Origin of the sequence: Amycolatopsis sp. CA-128772 (assembly GCF_002904295.1) — a bacterium.
Lineage (GTDB): Bacteria > Actinomycetota > Actinomycetes > Mycobacteriales > Pseudonocardiaceae > Amycolatopsis.
Genome location: NZ_PPHG01000061.1, coordinates 1 through 22,410, shown reverse-complemented (window position 1 = coordinate 22,410; position 22,410 = coordinate 1). Strand labels below are relative to the sequence as shown.

Here is a 22,410-nt window from a genome sequence, read left to right as displayed (position 1 = left end):
AGTCGGTTGCTCTGTCCACTCGGGACAGTCCGGGCGTGTCGGTACTTCGGCCGTCACGCGCGTGCGGCCAGCCGCCGGTCCACCTCGGCGGGGGCGAACACCGCGTCGACGACCATGGCCACCGCGCCCGCGAGCCCTTCGCCGCGGCCGCCGATCTCCACCCGCAGGTTCTGCGTCGCCCGGGGCAGCGCCCGGCGGTAGAGCACTTCCCGGACACTGGCCACGAAGTGCGGTTCGGCCAGGTCGCCGGCGATCACCACCACGCCCGGGTTGACCACGCACACCAGTGTCGCGAGCACCTCCCCGACCTGGCGGCCGGCGACCTCGGCGAGCCGGATCGCGGCCGGCTCGCCCGCGGTGATCCGGTCGCGCACGCCGGAGCCCGACACCGTCGGCAGGCCCAGTTCCGTCAGCCGCGCGGCCAGCGCGCCGCCGCCCGCGACGGCCGCGAGGCAGCCGTGCGACCCGCACAGGCAGCGCGCGTCCGGGTGCTCCGGCAGCCGGATGTGCCCGATGTCGCCGGCACCGCCGTCGATGCCGCGGTACACCTCGCCGCCGAGCACCAGGCCGGCGCCGATCCCGGTCGACACCTTGACGACGACGAGGGCGGCCGAGTCCGGGTAGCGCGCGCGGTGCTCGCCCAGGGCCATCAGGTTCGCGTCGTTGTCGACCAGTACCGGGGCACTGAACCGCGCGCCGAGGTGCGTGTCGATCGGGTAGCCGTCCCAGCCGGGCATGATCGGTGGCCGGGTGACCCGGCCGCGGCCGGGTTCGACCGGGCCCGGCACGGAAACGCCGACACCGCAGACCGGCCGTCCGGCCCCGGCCAGCATCGCGTCGAACCACTCCGCGATCCGGCCGAGCACCGGTTCCGGGCCGTCGGCGACCCGCAGCGCGCCGGCGCGGCGGTCCAGCACGCGGCCCGAGAGGTCGGTCACCGCGGCTTCGCCGTGCATCGTGTCGATGCTCGCGGCGAGGACGACGGCGTGGCGGTCGTCGAACCGCAGCTGCCGCGCCGGACGTCCGCCGGTGGAGTCCTCCTGAACACCTTCGGCGAGCAGGCCCGCCGTCTGGAGCTGCTCCAGGCGCGCGGTCAGTGTCGAGCGCGACAGCCCGCTGCGTTCCCGGAGGGCCTTCCGCGTGTTGGCCTCACCCGTCCGGACCAGCCGCAACAGCTCTCCGGCGCTGGTCATCCCGGCCCCCTTCGGACTTTTGTCCATTGACAAGACACAAGTTGGAGATAGATTGGACATATGAACGTAACACGGGGGCGCGCCGCCACTGTCCTGGCGGGCAACTGGCTCGGCTCGTCCACCGTGCCCTCGCGCGGGCTGTACCCGCACCAGTGGAGCTGGGACTCCGCCTTCATCGCCTTCGGCCTGCGCCACCTGGCCCCCGAGCGCGCCCGCGGTGAGTTGCGGACACTGTTCTCCGCCCAGTGGCGCGACGGCCGCGTCCCGCACATCGTGTTCGACCCGGACACCCCGCCCGAGGCGTACTTCCCGGGGCCGTCGTTCTGGCGGGCCGGGCGGACGTCGGGGCTGGTCCAGCCGCCGGTGCACGCGCGGGCCGTGTTGGCGGTCCACGAGGCCGAGCCGGACCACGGGTTCCTCGCCGAGCTGTACCCGAAACTGGTGGCCTGGCACGAGTACCTGCGGACGCGCCGCGACGCGGGCGGGCGCGGGCTGGTGGCGATCGTGCACCCGTGGGAGTCCGGAATGGACAACAGCCCGGCGTGGGACGGCCCGCTCTCGCGCGTCACACCCGCCACCGGGTTCGTCCGCCGCGACCTGGCCCACGGCGAGGCCGGCGACCGGCCGGGCGACGACGACTACGGCCGGTACGTCCGGCTCGCCGCCGATTACCGGGACAGCGGCTACCGGGACTTCGGGGACTTCGTCGTGGAAGACCCCGGGTTCAACGCCCTGCTGGCCGACGCCGAACTGGCGCTGGCCGGCATCGCGGACGAGCTCGGCCTGCCCTCGGACGCGCACCGCGAAGCCGCCGCGCGTGTCGAGAAGGCGTTGCAGGAAACGCTGTGGAACCACGATTTCTTCTTCACCCGTGACGTCCGCACCGGCACGCTGACCCGCGAGTACACCTGCGCGGGCCTGCTGCCGCTGGTGCTGCCCGGCCTCGCGGTCGCGCCGGCCCTGCTGGCCACCGCGACCGGTCCGCGGTTCCGGCTCGGCCGGGTGCACGGCGTCCCGAGCCACGACCTGACGTCACCGAGCTTCGACCCGGGCCGTTACTGGCGCGGGCCGTCGTGGGCCAACGTCGGCTGGCTGGTCCGGCGGGGACTGCTGCACCACGGCGAGTTCGCCCTGGCCGAGGCTCTGGGCGGCGACCTCGTCGAGATCGCCGCCCGCACGGGCTTCGCCGAGTACTGCGACCCGCTGACCGGCGCTGGGCACGGCACCCGGTCGTTCAGCTGGACCGCGGCGCTGACCGTGGACCTCCTGTCGGCTCAGCCGGCCGCGGTCGCGTAGTCCGAGCCCAGCCAGGTTTCGTCGATCCGCAGCCGCTTGTAGCGGGAACTGTCGCTCGATGCCGCGTACGTGCTCGTCACCTGGAGGCGCACGTACCGGGCCGTCACCGCGGACAGGTCGACGAACTGGACGCCGCGGTGGCTCGGCAGTGTCCCGGACTTCACCGCACTTCCCCAATTGTTGCCGTCACTGGAGACGAACACCTTGTACGCCTTGATTCGCGCCGACTGCTCGGTGTCCGACCGGGCGTAGCTGACCGAGTCCTCCCGCTGGTTGATCCCGAGGTATTGCACCTTCTTCGCCGAGCCGAGGTCGTAGTCGAGGTTGACCGGAAGTGTCTTGTTGTTGTCGAAGTAGGTGAGGTAGTCGCCGTCACTCGCGGACTGCCCACCGTGACCACTTGCGGAAGCACTTGCCTTCAGTGTCACGGTCTTCGGGTCGTAGGTGCCGGTGCGGCCCGCGGTCTCGACCTTGAACACGGTGTCGTAGGTGTCCCAGCCGGACAGTCCGGTCAGGGTCAGGCTGCCACCGCCCTGGCCGAACGAAATCGCGGCGCCGGTGCGGAGGTTCGTGACGCGGCGGACGCGGTAGCCGCTGTCGCGGATCTTGAGCGTGCTCCCCGACGGCTTGGTCAGGACGTGCACGTACTGCGCGTCGCCCTTGATGGTGATGACGCCGTGGGCGCCGTCGTTCCAGAAGCCCGGTTGCATCCCGCCGTACATGTACCCGGCGCCCTCGGTGCCGCCGAGGGACTCCCAAATGGCGCCGAGGTAACTGTTCGCGAAGTTGTTGAACGCCTCCTGGTTCGACGGGAACTTGCCGTTCACCATCGCCGTCTCGGCCATCAGGGACTTGATCGACGAGCCCGAGTTGGTGACGAACCGGCCGATGTTGAGCATTTTGTCGACCGCCGAGTTGCTGCCGCCGTACCACCACGAACCGGTGTCGGGCAGTTTGAAGCACGCCTCGGTGAGCCGCGGCATCGCGGTGTAGGTCGCCTGCGGGTAGTCGTAGGACGGGGTCATGCCGGTCTTCTGCTCGTTGCTGATCGTGTCCATGATCGGCGTGTCTTCGTTGTTGTTGCTGAGCAGGTAGTCCGGGCGCTGCTGGTGGATCTGCTGGTAGAGGTCGTGCGATTCCCAGTAGGCGTTGTCGTTGTCGATCCAGAAGCCGCCGAGGTCGGGGTAGTTCTTCATGACCTCGAAGAAGTTGTCGTAACTGAACTGGCCGAAGCCGTCCTGGCCGTCGAGGTCGACGGACTTGCCCTTGTACTTCGAGTAGCCGGCCGAGTCGAGCCACTCGTGGCCGCCCTCGTCGTGCCACTGGGCGTCGTTGGTCATGTAGAGGATGACCTTGAGCCCCTGGGGTTTCGCCGCGGCGATCAGCTCACGGAGGAAGTCCCGCTTGGTGCTGCAACTGCCCGGGATCTTCGACGGCCACGCCCGCGAGTAGCCGAGGCGGCTGTGGAAGGACGCGAGCACGAGGTAGGACGCGTGCAGTTTCTTCGCCTCGGTGACCCAGTAGGCGGGACTCCACCCGCCGTCGGTGATCGCCTTTTCCCAGGCGCTGCAGCTGGTGTAGCCGGGTGACGTGCGCATGCCCCAGTGCAGGAACAGTCCCGCTTGACTGCCGCGCAGCCACTGCTGGGAGGGTTTCTGCAGGTCGGCCGAAGCCGGCGCGGCGATGAGCCCGGACACCGCCAGCGCCGCCGCGCACGCGACGAGCACCCGGCGGAGGAACCTGTCTGCCATGAACGACCTCCAGTGGTCTGGTCCACCCGGTGGTGTACTCCTGGCAGCAAGGGCGGTCAAGGTTTAGATCCGACCTTTCCGCGGAGTTTCGCTGGTCGGTACATCATGGTTGCGACCGTTCGGGTTAAATATCTGATATATGACGCGAGAGATCCGATCTCTCTTGACTGAGCCTCCGGAAGGAGAGTAGATGTTTCCCCGGAAGCGCTTTCGCTTCGAGACCATCGCTCCGGCGACACGGGCAGCACGCCGCGCCCCCCAGAGCTGGTCGGGATGCCGACGGACGGCGGATCGGCATCCCGGCCACCCTTCCACCGCGTCGCGGGGCCAGTGCACGAAAGGGACGACGCATGTCCGAACATCCCCTTCGCCCGACCCGGCGCGCGGTCCTGGCCGGCACCCTCGGCGCCCTGGGCGCGCTCGCCGCGGCGGGCCCCGTCGCGCGGGCGGCCGACCGGCTGCCCCCGATCGGCGGCGCGGCGCCGCCGCCGGACTGGTCCCGCGCGGTGATCGACTCGACGATGCGGCGCTACACGCCGGACAAGATCGGCGGCTGGGGCTACACCCTGGGCCTGTACCTCTACGGGCAGTACCTGTTCTACAAGCGCACCGGCGAGCACAAGTACCTCGACTACATCGTCGCGTGGTACGACCGCTTCATCACCGACAGCGGCATCTCGAACAGTTTCACCAACCTCGACTCGATGCGTTCGTGCCAGATGTTGCCGCTGCTGTACGCGGAGACCGGCCGCAAGAAGTACCGCACGGCGGCCGACCAGTTGCGCAAGCGGTTCCCGTCCTATCCCCGAACGTCCGACGGCGGCATGTTCCACGCCACGAGCAAGGTCGGCCAGCTGTGGGGCGACGGCGTCTACATGGCCCAGCCGTTCCTCGCGCTGTACGGGGCGGCGTTCGGCGACGGGGACTACTGCTTCGAAGAGGCGGCGAAGAACATCGACGTGTACTTCGGCCACCTGCACGAACCGGCGAAGAACCTGCTGTACCACGCCTACGACGAGGACGGCTCCGAGTCGTGGGCGTCGGGGTCGGGCCACCACTCGAAGTACCACTGGGCGCGGGCGATCGGCTGGTTCGGCATGGCCACCATCGACATCCTCGAGGTCCTCCCGCCGAACCACCCGCGGCGGGCGGCACTGATCGACGTCGTCAAGTTCCTTGCGGCCGGCTACCAGCGGTACCAGGACGCGTCGACCGGCCGCTGGTACCAGGTGGTCGACCGCGGCGGCGACGCGAAGAACTGGCTGGAGACGTCGGCATCGTCGATGTACACGTTCACGATGGCCCGCGGCGTCCAGCGCGGCTACCTACCGGCGTCGTACCAGGCGGTGGCCGACCGCGGCTACGCCGGCGTGCTGAAGAAGGTCTCGCTCGGCTCGGACGGCCTGACGAACATCACCGACATCTGCGAAGGCACCAACGTCGGCGACCTGTCGTACTACTACGCCCGCGCCCGCAAGACCAACGACTTCCACGGCCTCGGCGCGTTCCTGATCATGGACGAGCAGTACACCCACTGACCCTGCGCACGCCGCAGAAGGGGCCCCGGCCGACCGGCCGGGGCCCCTTCGTCGTACCGGACGGGTGAGGCCCCTCCCCGCCTGGGCGGGAAGGGGCCTCGGAGAACTTATCAGCAACTTGAGGTGGAACTCGTGGTGTTGAGGCGGAGGGCGGCACCCGAAGTCGTCGCCGAGTCCTTGACGCAGTAACCCGTCACTGACTGGAAACCCACGTCGAACGGGCTCTTCGAGCCCTTCTCCGCCGTGAAGTGTTCGAAAGTGACGTCCGAGCTGTTGTTGACAATGCTCGCCGGGCGGCCGTCGTCCTTGGCGAACTCCACCGAGCTGTTCACGAACCGGATACCCGCCGCGTAGTGGACGTACCAGCCGTACGACGGGCGGGTACCGATGCTCTTCGGGTTGTAGTCCGTCGCCGTGTTGCTCGGGACGCCCGTGCCCATCGTGTCGTTCCCGCCCGGCACCGAAAGCTTCACGCCGGTGAACGTGACGTCGGAGACGCGGTGGCCGCTGTCCGCGCCCCAGATCGTCGGGCTGAAGTTCGTGCCCGTGTGCGTTCCGGTGACGTTGTCGAACGTAACGCCGCTGATCGAGCCGACGCCCGGGGTGTTGCCGCACCGCTTCCGGGTGCCGATCTTCATCATGACCGGCGAGTACGTCCCCGACATCGTGATGTCGCGGTAGTGGACGTCGGAAATCTTCGCGCCGTCCATCGAGACGATGCCGATGCCCGATTTGTGGGCGCCGGTGATCGTGATGCCCGAGAACTGGTAGCCGGTGAAGTCGCCGCACGTCTCGGACCCGAACATCAGCGCGTTGCAGCAGACCGCCGACAGTTTCGCGCCGGTCACCGTGACGTTGCCGTTCGGCAGTTTCGCGCCGAGCGCGTAGTCGCTTTTGAACACGAGCGCGTCGTCGTTGGCCGCAATGGTCGCGTTCGTGATCGTGACGCCGGTCGTGCTGATGATGTTCCAGCCGTCGCGGTCGCTCGCCGTGTCGATGGTCAGGTGGTCGGAAACGACGTTCTTGCAGCCGTTGATCAGAGCCGCGAAGTGGCCGCCGCGGCGCAGTTTGATCCCGGACAGCGTCAGCCCGTCACACCGGGTGAGGGACAGGATCTTGTCGGCCTCGCCGGACTTCGGGTTGCCGGTGATGAGGTTGCCGCCGCCGTCGATCGTGCCGGAGCCGGTGAAGCCGATGTTCGTCAGCTTGTCGCCGGCGAACATCGCGTTGTGGAAGTGGCTGTGGCCGTAGTCCTGGTAGGAGTCCCACTGGTTCGGCTCGGGCTTGTCGTAGGTGTCCGCGCCGGACCCGGTGATCGTCGCGCCCGCGTCGAGCTGGATCGTGACGTTGCTCTTCAGGTGGACGGTGTTCGCCGACTTGTAGTTTCCCGAGGGGAACCGGACGGTGCCGCCGCCCGCCGCGTTGGCCGCCGTGATCGCCTTGTCGATGGCGCCGGAATCGTTGGCCGAGCCGTTTCCCTTGGCGCCGTAGTCCTTCACGTCGTAAACGCCGCCGGGCGCCGCGGCCGAGATTCCGGCCCCCGCCACCACCAGTCCCGCCACCGCGCAGGAGATCAGCAAGAATTTCTTCACGTGGAACCGCCTTGTCATGGAAGAGAACTTCGGCATGACGGCGGAACAGCCAGATTACGAGTACTGCGAACAGAATGTCAAGATCGCCGGACCCGGGGACCCGCGCACCCCCAGTCGGGCGCGGGTCCCCGTGGTCGGTGGTTCCGTTGTCCATTCAGGATTCTCGGAGTCTACCTTCGCCGGGCCCGGGTGCCCCGTGCGTTTTTCATGGTCGACAGCGTGAATCGAGCATGATCGCCTGGTCAGGCGAACCCTACTCCGGACGACAGCAGGGTGAACGCCCGTTCGGCCGCCGCCCGGGCCTCCGTAAGCCGCCGGGCCGCGGGCGCCCCGGCCGCGACCGCGTCCATGTTGGCCGTGGCCAGCGTCCGCCGCACCGCCACGATCTGGGCCGCGGCGAGGCTCGCGTCCAACGCGGGGACGCCGGCCTCGCCGAGCGCGGCGGCCAGGGCCGTCTCCCCCGCGCCGGCGAACTCCGCCAGCCGCGCCACCAGCGCCGGGGTCCTGGTGACCAGCCGGAACACCGCCAGGACGGCCGGGGCGTCGCTCAGGCCCGTCACCGGCTCGCCCGCCTCGAGGCCCCGCAGGAACGCCTCCCGCAGCGCGGCGAGCGGCCCCTGGCCGGCCCGCCGGGCGCGGACGACGTCCGCCGCGTCGGTCTCGTGGTCGGCGAACCGGTGCAGCACCAGGTCCTCCTTGGTCGGGAAGTAGGCGAACAGCGTGCGCTTGGACACCTCGGCCGCCCGCGCCACCTCGGCGACCCCGACGGCGTCGAACCCGCGCTCGAGGAAGAGCTCGATCGCCGCCGTCGAGATCGCCGCCCGCGTGCGGAGCTTCTTGCGCTCCCGCAGGCCCGGTTCATCGGTCATGTCACGGAGCGTAGCGCCCGGGCCTCAGACCTTCTGCAAGCCCGGTTTGCCCGCTTGCACCACGTAGCTGACGTCGTTCTTGATCACCACCGAGGCCGGGTCGTACACGCTCGTGTCGGACGTCGTCATGAAGTCCGCCCGCATCTGCGACGGCGTGGTCGTGACGCGGACGTACCCGCGCTCGCCCCTGCAGTACTTGACGTGCGGGTTGTTCGCGTACCAGGCCGCGCTGGGCGGCGCGGCGTCGTCGCTGTTGCTCGTCACCGACGTCGTGACCAGTTCCGAGCCGATGATCGGGTCACTGTGGTCGTAGTAGTCGAGCCGCAGGTCGGCGGCCCAGTGCCGGTGGACGTCGCCGGTCAGGACGACCGGGTTGGCGACCTTCCGGTCGACCCAGCCCTTCGCGATCCGGTCGCGGGAAGCCTCGTAGCCCTGCCACGAGTCGGGGCTTTCGCACGTGGCCTTGTTGCCGTCGCCGTCACGCTGGGCGAAGAAGACCTGCTGGCCGAGGAAGTCCCAGGTCGCCGGGTGCGACTCGAACTGCTTGAGCAGCCACGCCTCCTCCGTGCCGCCGAGGATGCTGCGGGAGGTGCTGCGCATGTCCGTGCAGGCCGGGCCGGCCGAACCGGACGGGTCGGCCACCTGGGCGTTGCGGTACTGGCGCGTGTCGAGCATGTGGAACCGGGCCAGGTTGCCCCACGTCAACTGCCGGTACAACTGGATCGACGCGCCGTTCGGCTTCGCCGTCGAGCGGATCGGGGTGTTCTCGCAGAACGCCTGGAAACCGGCGGCCTTGCGCGCGGCCGGGGCGGGCGAGGTGGTGCCGTTCCAGTTGTTCATCACTTCGTGGTCGTCGAAGACGACGATCCAGGGCGCGATCGCGTGCGCGGCCTGCAGGTCGGGGTCGGTCTTGTGCTGGCCGTGGCGGGCCCGGTACAGCGCGAGCGTGGTCGCGTCGTCGGGGACGGCCAGGCTGCGCGGGTTGCGCTCCTGCGCCGCGCGGCCCGACTTCTTCTCGTAGATGTAGTCGCCGAGGAACAGCACCAGGTCCGGGTCGTCGGCCACGACGCCCTTGTACGCGTGGTAGTAGCCCTCCTCCCAGTGCTGGCAGGAAGTGAAGCAGTACTTGAGCTGGTTGACCGCGGCACCGGCGGCGGGCGCGGTGCGCGTCCGGCCGACCGGCGAAACATATCCGGAACTCTTGAACCGGTAGAAGTACTCGCGTGCCGGCTGCAGGCCGGCGGGTTCGATGTGGACGCTGTGCCCGGACGCGCGGACGGCGTTCGCCGAGCCGCGCTGCACGACGGAACTGAACGCTTCGTCGTCCGCGATCTCCCACTCGACCGGATAAGTGGCGTCCGGCATGCCGCCGAAGCCGTCGGGGTTCAGTGGCGCCGGCGCCAGCCGCGTCCACAGCACGACGCTGTCGGGCAGCGGATCACCGGAGGCGACGCCGAGCTGGAAGGGATCGTGGATGGCGGGCGCGGCGGCCGCGGTGCGGGCGTTCGCCCACGACGGCAGCGCCGCCGAGGCCGCGGTGACGGTGACCGCGGCAAGCCCGCCGAGGAGCACCTTGCGCCGGTTGACCTGACCCATGGGAAAGCCCTTTCTCGTGGTGGACGCGGTCAGGCCGCGAAGTCGGTGATGCCGTCGCTGCAGGACTTGAGGTCGGGTTTGCCCGTCGTGTAGTTGACGACGCACACCTTGTAGAAGACCCAGCCGCCGTGGGGAACCGAGACGGCCTTGTCCGCCTTCGTGCCTTCGCCGCCGGAGTTCCACACGTAGAACGGCCCCGCGCCGCCCTTGAGCCAGTAGGCGACCACTGCGGAATAGCCGTCGGCGTTCGTGTCGTAGACCAGGAAGTGAGAGTCGGCCGAGCGGTACTGCCCCTCGGCCGCGCAACTGTCCGCGCACTGGGCACTGCCCGAGCCGACGCCGCAGTCGGGGGCGACGCGCGTGTCGGAGTTCGTGAAGACGTAAGTGTCCGATATGTACCCGCCCAGTGCGGGTACGTAGTCCCACAACGTGCTCGTGCCGTAGGTGCCGGTCACCGACGAGCCGTTGACCTGGCAGTCGATGGTGACGGCGGCGCCGTTCGCGACGGTCTTGACGGCCGTGGCCCCCGCGGTGGGCGCCCGGCGGACGTTGAGCGGGTCACCCGCGGTCTTCACGGTTCCGCTCGCCGCCGCCGACGCTTCGACGGCGCCACCCGCCACGAGTGCGCCGACCGCGGCCAGGATCGTTCCCGCACCGGCGATACGCCGGAGATTCGAACGCTTCATGACGGCAGCGTGACCCCGGGCCGTACACGTCCCGTACAAAGCGCGCACGTGTGCGCACAGACACTCCGAATGGATCTATCCCCTGCGGCCGGACGGGTCTTAGAGTCCGGTTATGGGGGAACTCATCGGGCAGGTTGAGACCACCTCGCTTACCATCCGCGTCCTCGGTCCGCTGGAGGTCACCGCCGCCGGGCGGGTGATCGCCCTCGGCGGCCCGAAGCCCCGGCTGCTGCTGGCCGCGCTGGCCCTGCAGCCCAACGTCGTCGTCTCGACCGACGTGCTGGTGGAAGTGCTGTGGCCGGAATCGGCGCCGCGGTCGGCCGCGGCGAACATCCGCACGTACGTGCATTCGCTGCGGCGGCGGTTCGCCGAGATCGACGCGAACCTCGGCGAGCGGATCAGCAGCCGGGCGTCCGGCTACCTGCTGACCGCGGAACCGGACGAACTGGACCACCTCACTTTCGCTGCACTGGCCGGTGAAGCGCAGGAAGCACTCGACAGCGGCGAGCCCGAAACCGCGCTCAAGCTGCTGGACCGCGCCGACGCACTGTGGCGCGGCGAAGTCCTCGAAGGGCTGCCGCACGACCACAGCTGGGGCGCGACCGTCGCCCGGCTCGCCGAACTGCGGCTGTCGGTGCAGGAACAGCGGCTCCGGGCCCGGATCGGCCTCGGCCGCTCCGGCGAGGCCATCGCCGAGCTGCGCGGGCTCGTCACCGAGCACCCGCTGCGCGAGGAACTGTGGGCGCAACTGATCGTCGCGCTGCGCGCCGCGGGCCGGACCGGGGACGCGATCGAGGCGTACGAGTCGACCGAGCGGGTCCTGCGCGAAGAACTCGACGCCGAACCGGGCGCCCGGCTGCGCGAGCTGCGCGCGACCCTCGTGCCGGAAGCCGTCGCCGTCCCGCGGCCCGCCGACGTCGCCCCGGTCTGCCAGCTGCCCCTGGACCTGCCGGACTTCACCGGCCGCGACGCCCTGATCCACGACATCGTCACGCTGCTGCAGAAGCGCGCGGACTCCGGCACGCCCGCCGTCATCGTGCTGTCGGGCGCGCCCGGCGTCGGCAAGTCCGCGGTCGCCGTCCGGGTCGCGCACGCGGTGCGCGACGAGTTCCCCGACGGGCAACTGCACGTCGACCTGGCCGGCACGTCGTCGTCGCCGCGGGCGCCGATGAGTGTCCTTGCGGAACTGCTGCGCACACTGGGCATCCCCGACGCCGGCCTGCCGCGGGAACTGGCCGAGCGGTCGGCGCTGCTGCGGTCGCGGCTGGCCGGGCGCCGGATGTGCGTGGTGCTCGACGACGCCGGCAGCGCGGCCCAGGTGCGGCCCCTGCTGCCCGGCGCCGGGGCCTGCGCGGTGCTGGTGACCAGCCGGATCCGGCTGCCCGGGCTCGCCGGGGCGATGCCGGTGGACGTCGACCTGCTGCCGGAGGCCGAGGCCGCGCGGCTGCTGGAAGGCATCGTCGGCGCCGAGCGGGTGGCGGCCGAGCCGGAGAGCGCCGCGGCGATCCTGCGCCAGTGCGGGCACCTGCCCCTGGCGATCCGGGTGGCCGGCGCGAAGCTGACGCACCGGCCGGGCTGGACGCTGCGGCTGCTGGCCGACCGGCTGGCCGACGAGCGCCGCCGGCTCGACGAGCTGCGCGTCGGCGACCTCGCCGTCCGGGCGAGCGTGACACTGTCCTACGACTTGCTGCCGATGTCGGCGGCCACCGCGTTCCGCGGGCTGGGCCTGCTCGGGCCGGTTCAGTTCCCGCCGTGGGCCGTGGCGGCGGTGCTGGGCCGCCGGGAGGCCGAGGATGTGCTCGACGTGCTGGTCGACGGCCACCTCGTCGAGCTCGTCGGCTCCGATTCGGCCGGCCAGCCGCGCTACCGGCTGCACGACCTCCTGCGCGTGTACGCGGTGGAACTGGCGGAGCGCAGTGACGCGGCGAAGACGCGAGCCGGCCTGCGCCGGGTCCTGGAGGGTTACCTCGGGCTCGCGCTCGAGGCGGCGCGCCGGATGCCGCTGCACTTCTTCGGCATGTACTGCGACGACGAACTGCCGCGCCCCGCGGTGCCCGCGGGTGTGCTGCCCGAAGACCCGGCCGCGTGGTTCGCGGCCGAGCGGCACACCACCGTCGCCGCGGTTTCGCTGGCCGCCCAGCAGGGTTTCGACGACCTGGCCTGGCAGCTGGCGTCGGCACTGACCCCGTACTTCGACCTGCGCGGCCCCCAGGACGACTGGCACAGCACCCACCTGATCGCCCTGGCCGCAGCCCGCCGGACCGGCTCGGTGCGGGCGGAGGCGATCGTCCAGCGCAACCTCGGGCAGTACCTGCTCTACCAGGACGAGTACGCCGAGGCGCGGGTGGCGTTCGAGGAGTCGAGGAAACTGTTCGACACCCTCGGCGACGCCCAGGGCGTCGGCGTCGCGCTGACCGGGCTTTCGACGACCCTGCGGATCGAAGGCGACGACGTCCTGGCGCTCGACCGCTGCCACGAGGCATTGGAACTGTTCGCCGAAGCGGACGACCCGAACGGCGAAGCGGTGGCCCGCCTCGGCGCGGGCGCGGTCTGGATGGCCCGCGGCTGCTACGCGGCGGCGAAGCGCTGGATCACCGACGCCCTGGAGCTCTCGGCGTCGATCGGGGACCGCCACCGCGAGGCGCACGCCCTCAAGCGGCTGGGCCTGCTGTTCCAGCACCAGGGCAACCTGGCGGCGGCCCGCGAGCACGTCGACCGCGCGATCGCGATCTTCACCGACCTCGGCGACGACCACTGCGTGGGGTACGCGAACCAGAACCTCGGCGAACTGTGCCTCCACAGTGGCGACTTCGCGCACGCGCAACTGCTGCTGGTCAACTCGCTGGCGGTGCACCGCCGCAACGGCGACCGCCGGTCGGAGGCCGAAGTGTCGCAACTGCTCGGGGAACTGCACCGGGCACTGGCGCAGCCGGAACGGTCGCGGGACTACTCGGAGCGCGCGCTGGCGATCTGGCGCGAGCTATCGACGCGGCCGAAGGAACCGCTGCCCGTCCTCGACGAGCGGCCGCACATCGTTTCCGCCTGACGCACCATCTGCTTGTACGGATCATGTACGCCGTCCCGCCAGTCTTCTCACACCTTCGAGTGAACAGGTGCGAGAGGAGAACCGGGGATGATCCGGATCAAGATGACCGGCCGCGTGACCGCGGCCGTTCTGGCCGCCGGGGCGCTGACGGCGCTGGCCGGAGGCCCCGCCCAGGCCGCGACGGCGCCGTCGGCCGGCCCGAACTGGACCGCCGATCTGTCCAGTGTGGACACCGATGACGTCAACGTCACCGGCGCGGGCGGCACGCTGACGCTGGCCGACGCCGCGTGGCACCGAACCGAACGGGTCTTCGCCGGCAGCGAAGGCAGCCTGACCACCGCCGTGCACAAGCTCGGCTCGGCGTCGAACCGCGTCAGCGCGGAACTGTCCGCCGACACTCCCAAGGGCACGTCGGTCGACGTCGACGTCCGCGGCCGGACCGGCGTGAACGACTGGACCGAGTGGACGCCCGCCGGCACCGCGCTGAAGAGCGCCGTGAGCGAGGTGCAGGTGCGGATCAGCCTGCACAGCACCACCGACGGCGCGCGGCCCGCGGTCAAGGGCGTCGCGCTGAGCGCCGACAGCGTCCCGCAGGCGAACGCGCTGGCCGCGACGACCGCGCTCACCTACAAGATCTACGCCACCCGCGAGGGCCTGACCGGCCAGACGACCGCCAACGGCCACGTCATCACCAGCCGCGACCACTTCGTCGCGCTGCCGTCCGGGCGCGGCCTGTCCGGCAAGGGCTCCGGCACCTACACCGTGCGCGTCTGCAAGACCGACGCCAGCCGGTGCGAGTACGCGCCGGTGTGGGACGTCGGCCCGTGGAACACCAAGGACGACTACTGGAACCCGGCGTCGGTGCGCGCCGAGTACAAGGACCTCCCGCAGGGCCAGCCGGAGGCGTACGCCGCCTACCACAACGGTTACAACGGCGGCAGGGACGACCTCGGCTACAAGGTCGGCAACCCGGCCGGCATCGACCTCGGCGACGGCGTCTTCTACGACGGCCTCGGCATGTCGGACAACGGCAACGTCAACGTCACCTACCTGTGGACCGGCTCCGGTCCGACCGGCGTCGTCAGCACCGCGGGCGACCCGATGAACGTCCGGGCGAGCGCCAGCACCTCGGCCGCCGTCAAGGGTCTCGCGGCGAACTACGCCAAGGTGAACATCGAGTGCTACGTCGAGGGTGACACGGTCGCCGGCAAGTTCGGCACCACCAACATCTGGGACCGGATCGGCCCGAACAACTACGTCTCGGACACCTACCTCCAGACCGGTTCGGACGGCCCGGTCGCCCCGCACTGCTGAGCACCACCCCGATCATCGCGTGGATGACTGCCCTCACCCCCGCGATAACAGCGAAGGCCCGGTGTCCCCCGCCGGGCCTTCGCCCTTTTCCAGTGGTATTCCACTGACCGGCACACAATTCACAACCATGAACGAATGTCCGCCGGGTGTACAAGCGCCCGCCCGCCGTGCAAAAATTCCGGACACTTCCCTTCCCCACGGAATCACGGAATGGCGGGCACTGTGAGCGTTTCCCGGAGAACCCTGCTGACCACCGCGGCCGGCGCCGCGGTGGCGGTGGGCGCCAGCACGTCGACGGCCGCGTCCGCGGTCACCCCCGATGCCTCCGACCAGGCATCGGCCACCCGGACGCTCCGCCAAGCGGCCGATTACGCGGTGGCCAAGCTCCGCGCGGTGGCCCCCGGCGTCACCGCGTTTCCGGTCGGCACGAAGTTCGAGAAATGGACCTATTCGCAGAACGGCGACTGGGTCGGCGGATTCTGGCCCGGTCAGTTGTGGCTGGCCTGGCTCTACAGTGGCGAGGAACAATTCAAGACCCTCGCGCTGGCGTCCGCGGAGAAACTCGCGCCGCGCCAGAACGACACGAGCACGCACGACCTCGGGTTCCTCTTCTACCCCTCGTGGGTGACGGCCTGGCGGCTCACCGGCGACGAGAAGTGGCGGGCGGGCGCGGTGCAGGCCGCGTCGTCGCTCATCAAGCGCTACAACCCCGCGGGCGGCTTCATCCGCGCCTGGGGCTCGCTCACCGACCCGAACAACGCGGGCCGCGTCATCATGGACACGATGATGAACCTGGACCTGCTGGCGTTCGCGAGCCAGCAAACCGGGGACCCGAAATACCTGGAGATCGCGGTCGCGCACGCGAAGACGGCGCAGCGCAACTTCGTCCGCCCGGACGGGTCGACGCCGCACGTGTTCGACTTCGACCCGGTCACGGGCGCACCGATCGGGCCGAACACCGTGCAGGGCTACAGCCCGGCGTCGTGCTGGTCGCGCGGGCAGGCGTGGGGCGTCTACGGCTTCACGACGATCCACCGCCGCACCGGCGACGCCGAGTTCCTGACCACGGCCCGGCGGCTCGCGGACTACGCGCTGTCCCGGCTCACTCCCGACCACGTGCCGGTGTGGGACTACCTGGCCCCGCAGGCGCCGGACGACGTCAAGGACGCCTCCGCGGGCGTGATCATGGCGTGCGGCCTGCTCGACCTCGCCGAGCTCACGCACCGTCCGCACTACCGGGAAAGTGCGCTGCGCATCCTGACGGCGGTGTCGCGGACGTGCCTGACCACGAAGTCGCCCCGGGCCGAAGCGATCGTCGCGCGCTGCACCCGCAACCGGCCGGCCGAGGACGGCATCGAGGTGTCCCTGCCCTACGCCGACTACTACCTGCTGGAAGGGATTTTGCGGGTGCTCGACCGGCGCCGGGTCGACCGCGCGATCGACCTCTCGAGCGTGTAGCGACGCCCGGGGAGGCCGCCACCTCCCCGGACACAGTTGCCTGATACTTGCCCTTACTTGCCTTCCAGTTGCCGTTCAGTTGTCACCCAGTTGCCGTTCAGTGGCGGCGGTTCTGTTGCCAACCAGTTGCCGTTCAGTGGCGGTGGCGCTGCTGCCGACCAGTTGCCGTTCAGTTGCCGTTCAGTGGCGGCGGCGGTACTCGCCAACCAGTTGCCGTTCAGTTGCCGTTCAGTGGCGGCGGCGGTACTCGCCAACCAGTTGCCGTTCAGTTGCCGTTCAGTGGCGGCGGCGGTACTCGCCAACCAGTTGCCGTTCAGTTGCCGTTCAGTGGCGGCGGCGGTACTCGCCAACCAGTTGCCGTTCAGTGGTGGTGGTGTGCGTGCACCTTGGCGTGGCCGAGGCCGCGCCCGATCATCCACTTGTTGACCGGCACCGTGACGACGAACGCGATCGCCAGTGAAAGCGCCAGCGACAGCCAGAACAGGAAACTGGCCAGCCCGGCGTCCATCGCCCCGGGGATCGCTACGACCACGGTGTTGTCGATCAGTTCCATGACGGCGATCGACACGGTGTCCGCGGCCAGCGCGACCTTGAACGCCGCCGCCGGGCCGAGGCCCGACTTCAGCACCCCCCGCATGGTCAGGCCGTAACCGAAGACGAAGGCCAGGACGATCGACAGGACGACCGTCGCCGCGTTGTGCAGGCCGAACGCCGTGCCCAGCACCATGCCGAGCACCTCACCGATGGCACAGCCGGTCAGGCAGTGCAGTGTCGCCTGGATCGCTGTCGCCCACGAAGCCCCGTGCTGTTCGTTCATACCGGGGACTATACCCCTGGGGGGTACCACGCGCTCGTTCCGTGCGTCACAAAGCCCCACCGGCTAGTGCAATCACTCGGGGCTTGCGGCGTGCTGCGATGCCCGCACACGGATGGACGCTCGCCCGTCACTCAACGTAGCGAACGCGGCCGACCAGGGGATCTTCCACCGAAGACCCCCGAGGCAGAACTCACTTCCGTAACCCTTTGCGCACATCCCGTTGACCACAGTTACCCGGGGCCCTACGTTCGCCCTTGGTCTTCACCGTGCGCAGACCGATCGAAGGCATCGAGGAATGGGTGGGGATGCGAGGGCCGACGAAGACCTCCCGGCTGGTCGCGACGCTGCCGCTGGTTGCGGCGCTCGCGCTCGGGGGCTGCTCGGACCAGCTGGGCAGCACCTCCGCACCCGTGCCGACCCGGGTGGAGTTCGTGCCCAAGGTGCGTGGCATCCCGTACTTCGAGGCGATGGACACCGGCGGCCTCGAGGCGGCCAAGCAGCTCGGCGTCGTGTGGCACACGACCGGGCCGTCGACGACCGACCCGGCCGCGCAGGTGACCATCCTGCGTGAGCTGATCGCGAAGAAGGTCGACGTCATCGTGGTCGCGCCCAACGACCCGGCCGCGCTCGCGCAGGTGATCGCCGAGGCGCGGGCGAAGGGGATCCACGTGCTCACTTCGGACACCGACGCGCCGGGCACGCAGCGCGAGGTGTTCGTCAACCAGGCCAGTGCGCGGGGCATCGGCACCGCCCTCGTCGACGCGCTGATGGCGAAGACCGGCGGCACCGGCCAGTACGCAATCGTCTCCTGTGGTCAGGCCGCGGCGAACCTCAACTCGTGGATTGCGGTCCAGAAGGAGTACGCGGCCAAGCGCTACCCGAAGGCCGAGCTCGTCGAGACCGTGTACGCCGGCGAAGACGAAGACGCTGCGACGGCGCTGGCCAAGCAGCTCATCGGCGGACACCCCGGGCTGACCGGGCTGGTCGGCGAGTGCACGACGTCCGCGCCCGGTGTCGCGAAGGCCGTGGGGGACGCGCAGAAGATCGGCCAGGTGTTCACCGTCGGCGTCGGCACGCCGCAGGCCATCAAGCCGTACCTGCTCGACGGCTCCTGCTCGCAGTCGGTGCTGTGGAACGTCGAGTCGCTCGGCTACCTGACCGCGTGGACCGCGAAGCAGGTCGCCGACGGCAAGCCGCTGAGCCCGGTCAACAAGGTCAGCCTGGAGTTGCCGGCGGTGAAGTACGACGCCCCGTCGAAAACCGTTCTGCTGGGCGATCCGCTGCTCATCACCGCCGACAACGTCGACCAGTTCAAGTACTGACCCCGCCCGTCACCGGTGCCGCCGGACGTGGGACACCGCCGCGCCGCCGCCGAGCACGAGGATCAGGGCCGTCAGGCCCCAGCGGCGTTTCTGCTGGGTCCGGTGCCCACTGTCCGAGGCGACCACCTCGGCCTTCTTCGTCGGACGCACGTGCGGTGCGGGCGACGGCGTCGGCGGTGGCGGCTCCGGGGTGGCCGGTGGCGGCGTGACCACCACCGGCGGCGGCGGGGGCACCGGCGACGGCGGCACGACGACCGGCCGCTCCACCGGCGGCAGCCGCGACGGCGGCGGTGGCTCGGGGGCCGGCGTGGGCGGGTTCGACGACGGCGTGGGCGACGGCGTCGGGGACGGCGAGGGCGAGGACGAGGACGGCGGAGACGACGGCGGCGGGGGCGGTGGAGGCGGCGGGGGAGCTGCCTCGGTGTAGCACCCGGCCGCGTCGCTGCTCACCAGCGGCGGGCCCGACGCGACCTCGACGGCCTGGCCCGAGCCGTCGCGCGGGAGGCGGTAGGTGACGCTGCGCTGCCCGTCCTGGTTGGCCGTGGCGTAGAGCGCGCCGGGCCCCAGCACCACCGCCCCGTACGCGCCCCCGCGCGGGAACTCCAGCCCGGGGACCACCGCGACCTTGCCCGTCGCCGGGTCGAGCGTGACCACCCGGCTGTCGCCGTACGACGTCACCGAGACGCCGTAGAGCAGGCCGTCCGCCGGGTCGAACGCGAAGTCGTCGACGCCGACGGCGAGCGACACCGGCCGCAACGCCGTCCGGTGCACCACCCGCAGGTAGTCCGGCCCACCGGGGCGGATGTCCACTGTGTACAGATCGCTGCCCTGCCGCACGTACCAGCGGTCGCCGTCGATCGCGCCCGCGGTGGCCCCGGTGACCAGGCTCCACACCGGACGCCGCGCGCCCGCCCGGCCGATCACGCCCAAGTCGGTGACCACGCCGGCGGCGTCGATCCGGACCGCGTGGGCGCCGTAGTTGTACCGGCCGGCGCGGGTGCCGTCGGCGACGCCGTAGACGACGTCCTGCGCGGCGGAGTAGCCCATCGCGTTGATCCAGTACCCGGCCTGGGTCAGCCGCCGGGTGGTTCCGGAGGGCAGCGCCAGCAGCCGCAGCGTCGTCGGCGCGCCTTCGCGGACGTTCTCCGCCTGCAGGATCGTGCAGCCGCGCGGGGCGGCCGCCGGTGATTCGGCCGACGGCGGCGCGAGCCAGCCCGTCGCCGCCAGCAGCGCCGAAACCGCGGCGGCCACGCCGAGCATCGCCGCCCAGCGGGCCCGTGTGCCGGTCAAACCAGCCTTTCCAGTGCCGAGGTGAACGCCTCCGGCGCCACCTTCGCACCGCCGCTGAACGGGTTCTGCAGCTGGTAGATGGAGAACAGCAGCAACGTGATCGTGCCGGCCAGGGTGGACACGATGATGATGTGCGCGGCGAGCCGGGTGCCGCCGAACAGGTTGGGCAGCAGGATCGCGGTGATCAGGCTGCCGAGGATGAGCGCGAACCAGACGACCGCGCCGACCCCGCCGGCGCCCGAGTGGGACAGCCGCTGCTCGCGAGCCTGGTAGACCGACCAGAGCTGGTTGCTCGCCTCGGTCTTGCGGTCCAGCAGCCAGTCGTCGTCGGCCGGGGCGGCCGCCACCGCCTGGCGCATCTGGTCGAGCTGCGTCGCGCCGGTGGCCGGCACCGGGCCGCCGTCGGCCAGGCGCGGCCACTCCTGCTCCTCGACCGTCCGCGCGTACGCGGCGGCGAGCTGGTGCACCCGGTCCTTCGTCTCGGCCGGCAGCGCGTCGGCCGCCCAGGTGGCCGCGACGAGGCTGTCGGCCTCGGTCTGCGCGTTCTGGCTCGCATCGCTCACCGAGTCGAACAGCGAGATCAGCACGAACGCGACCAGGACCGCGTGCAGGCCGCCGACGATGGTGAACACCTGACCCGCCGCGTCGTTGTTGTCGGGCCGGCCCTCGTCCCAGCCGAACCGGCGCACCAGGTACGCGACCACGCCCGCCACCACGGCCGCGCCGGCCACCCAGAGGGTGCCGGCCACGAAGATGTTCATCCGGGTCCTTTCACCCGCGGTGCGCGCGGGAAGTCCACCCGGCGCATTCCACCGCCGGGGAACGCTCAAGTTAGCGACCAATTTCCGGCGGGACAACCGGCAATTGCCGAATTCATCCTGGTGGCCGCACATCGGACCCCGAATCGCCGGTTCGGCCCAGTTCCGGCGCCCGCGGACCGGTTCCGCCGCACCCCCCGCGACCACGTATTACGCGGCCGGGGCGCGATCTTCACGACCGAGTGACGACCGGGAACAGCCGGTGACCGGGCCGTCCCGGAATGATCAAGCCCGGCTCCCGGCGCTTATCCCGGTGACCCGATCGTGTCATTGTGCGGCCCGGCGCGGTTGCTATGTTGATTTCGCGGCGCCATGTCACCGCGCGAAATCGAGAAATAGCACGTCTTGACCGGCGCGCCCGCGGGACGGGCGCGTGCCGAAGCGAACTGATTGGGTGGTTTTCGCTGTGACTGTCACCGACCCGGTGGATGCCCTGAACACCGACGAACAGGCGCCGTCGAGCCTGAGCCGGGCCGCCGCCCGCACCCTCGCCACCACCACCAAATCCGTCCCCCAAATGCAAGGCATCTCCACCCGCTGGCTCCTCAAACTCCTCCCCTGGGTCGAAGTCTCCGGCGGGGCCTACCGCGTCAACCGCCGCCTCTCCTACGCCGTCGGCGACGGCCGCGTCACCTTCACCACCACCGGCGCCCAGGTCCGCGTCATCCCCCCCGAACTCGGCGAACTCGCCCCCCTACGCGGCTACGACGACGAAGACGTCCTCACCGAACTCGCCGCCCGCTTCACCCAACACGACTACCAACCCGGCGACACCCTCGTCGAATTCGGCTCCCCCGCCGACCACGTCCACCTCATCGCCCACGGCAAAATCACCAAAACCGGCACCGGCGCCTACGGCGACCAAGTCGTCCTCGGCACCCTCGCCGACGGCGACTACTTCGGCGACACCACCCTCACCCAACACGACGGCATCTGGGAATTCACCGCCAAAGCCGTCACCACCACCACCGTCCTCACCCTCCCCCGCCACGACTTCGACGACGTCCTCGCCCGCTCCCAAACCCTCCAAACCCACCTGGCGAGCTACCTCGCCCGCAACAGCGACACCGCCCGCAACGACCACGGCGAAGCCGAAATCTCCCTCGCCTCCGGCCACGACGGCGAACCCGTCCTCCCCTCCACCTTCGTCGACTACGAAGCCCGCCCCCGCGAATACGAACTATCGGTGGCCCAGACGGTCCTGCGCGTCCACTCCCGCGTCGCCGACCTCTACAACCAGCCCATGAACCAGATCGAACAACAACTCCGCCTCACCGTCGAGGCACTGCGGGAACGCCAGGAACACGAACTGATCAACAACACCGACTTCGGGCTCCTCCACAACGCCGACTTCGCCCAACGCGTCCCCACCCGCACCGGCCCACCCACCCCCGACGACCTCGACCACCTGCTCACCCTCGTCTGGAAAGACCCCGGCTTCTTCCTCGCCCACCCCAAAACCATCGCCGCCTTCGGCCGCGAATGCACCAAAGCCGGCCTCTACCCCGCAAGCGTCGACTACGGCGGCCACCACGTCCCCGCCTGGCGCGGCATCCCCATCCTGCCCTGCAACAAAATCCCCGTCACCGAAACCCGCACCAGCTCCATCCTGCTCATGCGCACCGGCGAACAAGCCCAAGGCGTCGTCGGCCTCCACCAAACCGGCCTGCCCGACGAATACCAACCCGGCCTCAACGTCCGCTTCATGGGCATCAACGAACAAGCCATCATCTCCTACCTCGTCTCCGCCTACTACTCCGCCGCCGTCCTCGTCCCCGACGCCCTCGCCGTCCTCGAAGCCGCCGAAATCGGCCGGGAGGAGTA

General features: G+C 70.3%; 17 protein-coding genes. 7 read left to right on the top strand and 10 right to left on the bottom strand.

The window, feature by feature from the left end:
* Nucleotides 1–53 precede the first annotated feature (53 nt).
* Complete coding sequence (locus C2L59_RS21400) at nt 54–1,193, bottom strand: ROK family transcriptional regulator (RefSeq protein WP_103351283.1); 1,140 nt, start codon at nt 1,191–1,193, stop codon at nt 54–56.
* A gap of 60 nt (nt 1,194–1,253) precedes the next feature.
* Between C2L59_RS21400 and C2L59_RS21395 the strand changes: the two genes are divergently transcribed.
* The gene (locus C2L59_RS21395; RefSeq protein WP_103351282.1) at nt 1,254–2,489 is read left to right on the top strand and encodes a trehalase family glycosidase; all 1,236 of its coding nucleotides are present in this window, start codon (nt 1,254–1,256) and stop codon (nt 2,487–2,489) included.
* Here the strand turns inward: C2L59_RS21395 and C2L59_RS21390 are convergent.
* The gene (locus tag C2L59_RS21390; RefSeq protein WP_103351281.1) at nt 2,468–4,240 is read right to left on the bottom strand and encodes a discoidin domain-containing protein; all 1,773 of its coding nucleotides are present in this window, start codon (nt 4,238–4,240) and stop codon (nt 2,468–2,470) included. The genes C2L59_RS21395 and C2L59_RS21390 overlap by 22 nt on opposite strands.
* A 350-nt stretch (nt 4,241–4,590) precedes the next feature.
* Here C2L59_RS21390 and C2L59_RS21385 point away from each other — a divergent pair, with 350 nt between their 5' ends.
* Entirely contained in the window at nt 4,591–5,778 is a 1,188-nt protein-coding gene (locus tag C2L59_RS21385) for a glycoside hydrolase family 105 protein (protein WP_103351280.1), read from the top strand.
* A 110-nt stretch (nt 5,779–5,888) separates the two neighbouring features.
* Here C2L59_RS21385 and C2L59_RS21380 read toward each other — a convergent pair whose 3' ends face one another.
* From C2L59_RS21380 to C2L59_RS21365, 4 genes are all read right to left on the bottom strand, one after another.
* Nucleotides 5,889–7,370, bottom strand: coding sequence for a glycoside hydrolase family 28 protein (locus C2L59_RS21380; protein ID WP_103351279.1), 1,482 nt, complete (start codon nt 7,368–7,370; stop codon nt 5,889–5,891).
* Between the two features lie 242 nt (nt 7,371–7,612).
* Nucleotides 7,613–8,239, bottom strand: coding sequence for a TetR/AcrR family transcriptional regulator (locus tag C2L59_RS21375; protein ID WP_103351278.1), 627 nt, complete (start codon nt 8,237–8,239; stop codon nt 7,613–7,615).
* Between the two features lie 24 nt (nt 8,240–8,263).
* The gene (locus C2L59_RS21370) at nt 8,264–9,835 is read right to left on the bottom strand and encodes an alkaline phosphatase (RefSeq protein ID WP_103351277.1); all 1,572 of its coding nucleotides are present in this window, start codon (nt 9,833–9,835) and stop codon (nt 8,264–8,266) included.
* Nucleotides 9,836–9,864: 29 nt separating this feature from the next.
* Complete coding sequence (locus C2L59_RS21365; RefSeq protein ID WP_199199179.1) at nt 9,865–10,521, bottom strand: hypothetical protein; 657 nt, start codon at nt 10,519–10,521, stop codon at nt 9,865–9,867.
* A gap of 112 nt (nt 10,522–10,633) precedes the next feature.
* Here C2L59_RS21365 and C2L59_RS21360 point away from each other — a divergent pair, with 112 nt between their 5' ends.
* From C2L59_RS21360 to C2L59_RS21350, 3 genes are all read left to right on the top strand, one after another.
* Nucleotides 10,634–13,567 (top strand): BTAD domain-containing putative transcriptional regulator, encoded by a 2,934-nt coding sequence (locus tag C2L59_RS21360; RefSeq protein WP_103351276.1) that lies wholly within the window; start codon nt 10,634–10,636, stop codon nt 13,565–13,567.
* 87 nt (nt 13,568–13,654) lie between these two features.
* Entirely contained in the window at nt 13,655–14,881 is a 1,227-nt protein-coding gene (locus C2L59_RS21355) for a hypothetical protein (protein ID WP_103351275.1), read from the top strand.
* Between the two features lie 222 nt (nt 14,882–15,103).
* A complete protein-coding gene (locus tag C2L59_RS21350; RefSeq protein ID WP_103351327.1) occupies nt 15,104–16,339 on the top strand; it encodes a glycoside hydrolase family 88 protein in 1,236 nt (411 codons plus the stop codon).
* A gap of 53 nt (nt 16,340–16,392) precedes the next feature.
* On the opposite strand, the gene C2L59_RS47135 is transcribed toward C2L59_RS21350, so the two are convergent.
* Nucleotides 16,393–16,689, bottom strand: coding sequence for a hypothetical protein (locus C2L59_RS47135; RefSeq protein WP_146060417.1), 297 nt, complete (start codon nt 16,687–16,689; stop codon nt 16,393–16,395).
* An 11-nt stretch (nt 16,690–16,700) separates the two neighbouring features.
* Nucleotides 16,701–17,156: a DUF4396 domain-containing protein gene (locus tag C2L59_RS21345; RefSeq protein ID WP_103351274.1), complete on the bottom strand. Its 456-nt coding sequence runs from the start codon at nt 17,154–17,156 to the stop codon at nt 16,701–16,703.
* Between the two features lie 305 nt (nt 17,157–17,461).
* On the opposite strand from C2L59_RS21345, the gene C2L59_RS21340 reads away from it, so the two are divergent.
* Complete coding sequence (locus C2L59_RS21340) at nt 17,462–18,478, top strand: autoinducer 2 ABC transporter substrate-binding protein (RefSeq protein WP_199199182.1); 1,017 nt, start codon at nt 17,462–17,464, stop codon at nt 18,476–18,478.
* Nucleotides 18,479–18,487: 9 nt separating this feature from the next.
* On the opposite strand, the gene C2L59_RS21335 is transcribed toward C2L59_RS21340, so the two are convergent.
* Nucleotides 18,488–19,768, bottom strand: coding sequence for a hypothetical protein (locus tag C2L59_RS21335; protein ID WP_103351273.1), 1,281 nt, complete (start codon nt 19,766–19,768; stop codon nt 18,488–18,490).
* Nucleotides 19,765–20,529: a DUF4239 domain-containing protein gene (locus C2L59_RS21330; RefSeq protein WP_103351272.1), complete on the bottom strand. Its 765-nt coding sequence runs from the start codon at nt 20,527–20,529 to the stop codon at nt 19,765–19,767. The genes C2L59_RS21335 and C2L59_RS21330 overlap by 4 nt, the downstream gene beginning before the upstream one ends.
* Nucleotides 20,530–20,992: 463 nt before the next feature.
* On the opposite strand from C2L59_RS21330, the gene C2L59_RS21325 reads away from it, so the two are divergent.
* The coding region (locus tag C2L59_RS21325) for a family 2B encapsulin nanocompartment shell protein (protein ID WP_103351271.1) at nt 20,993–22,410 on the top strand (1,418 nt) is incomplete at its 3' end.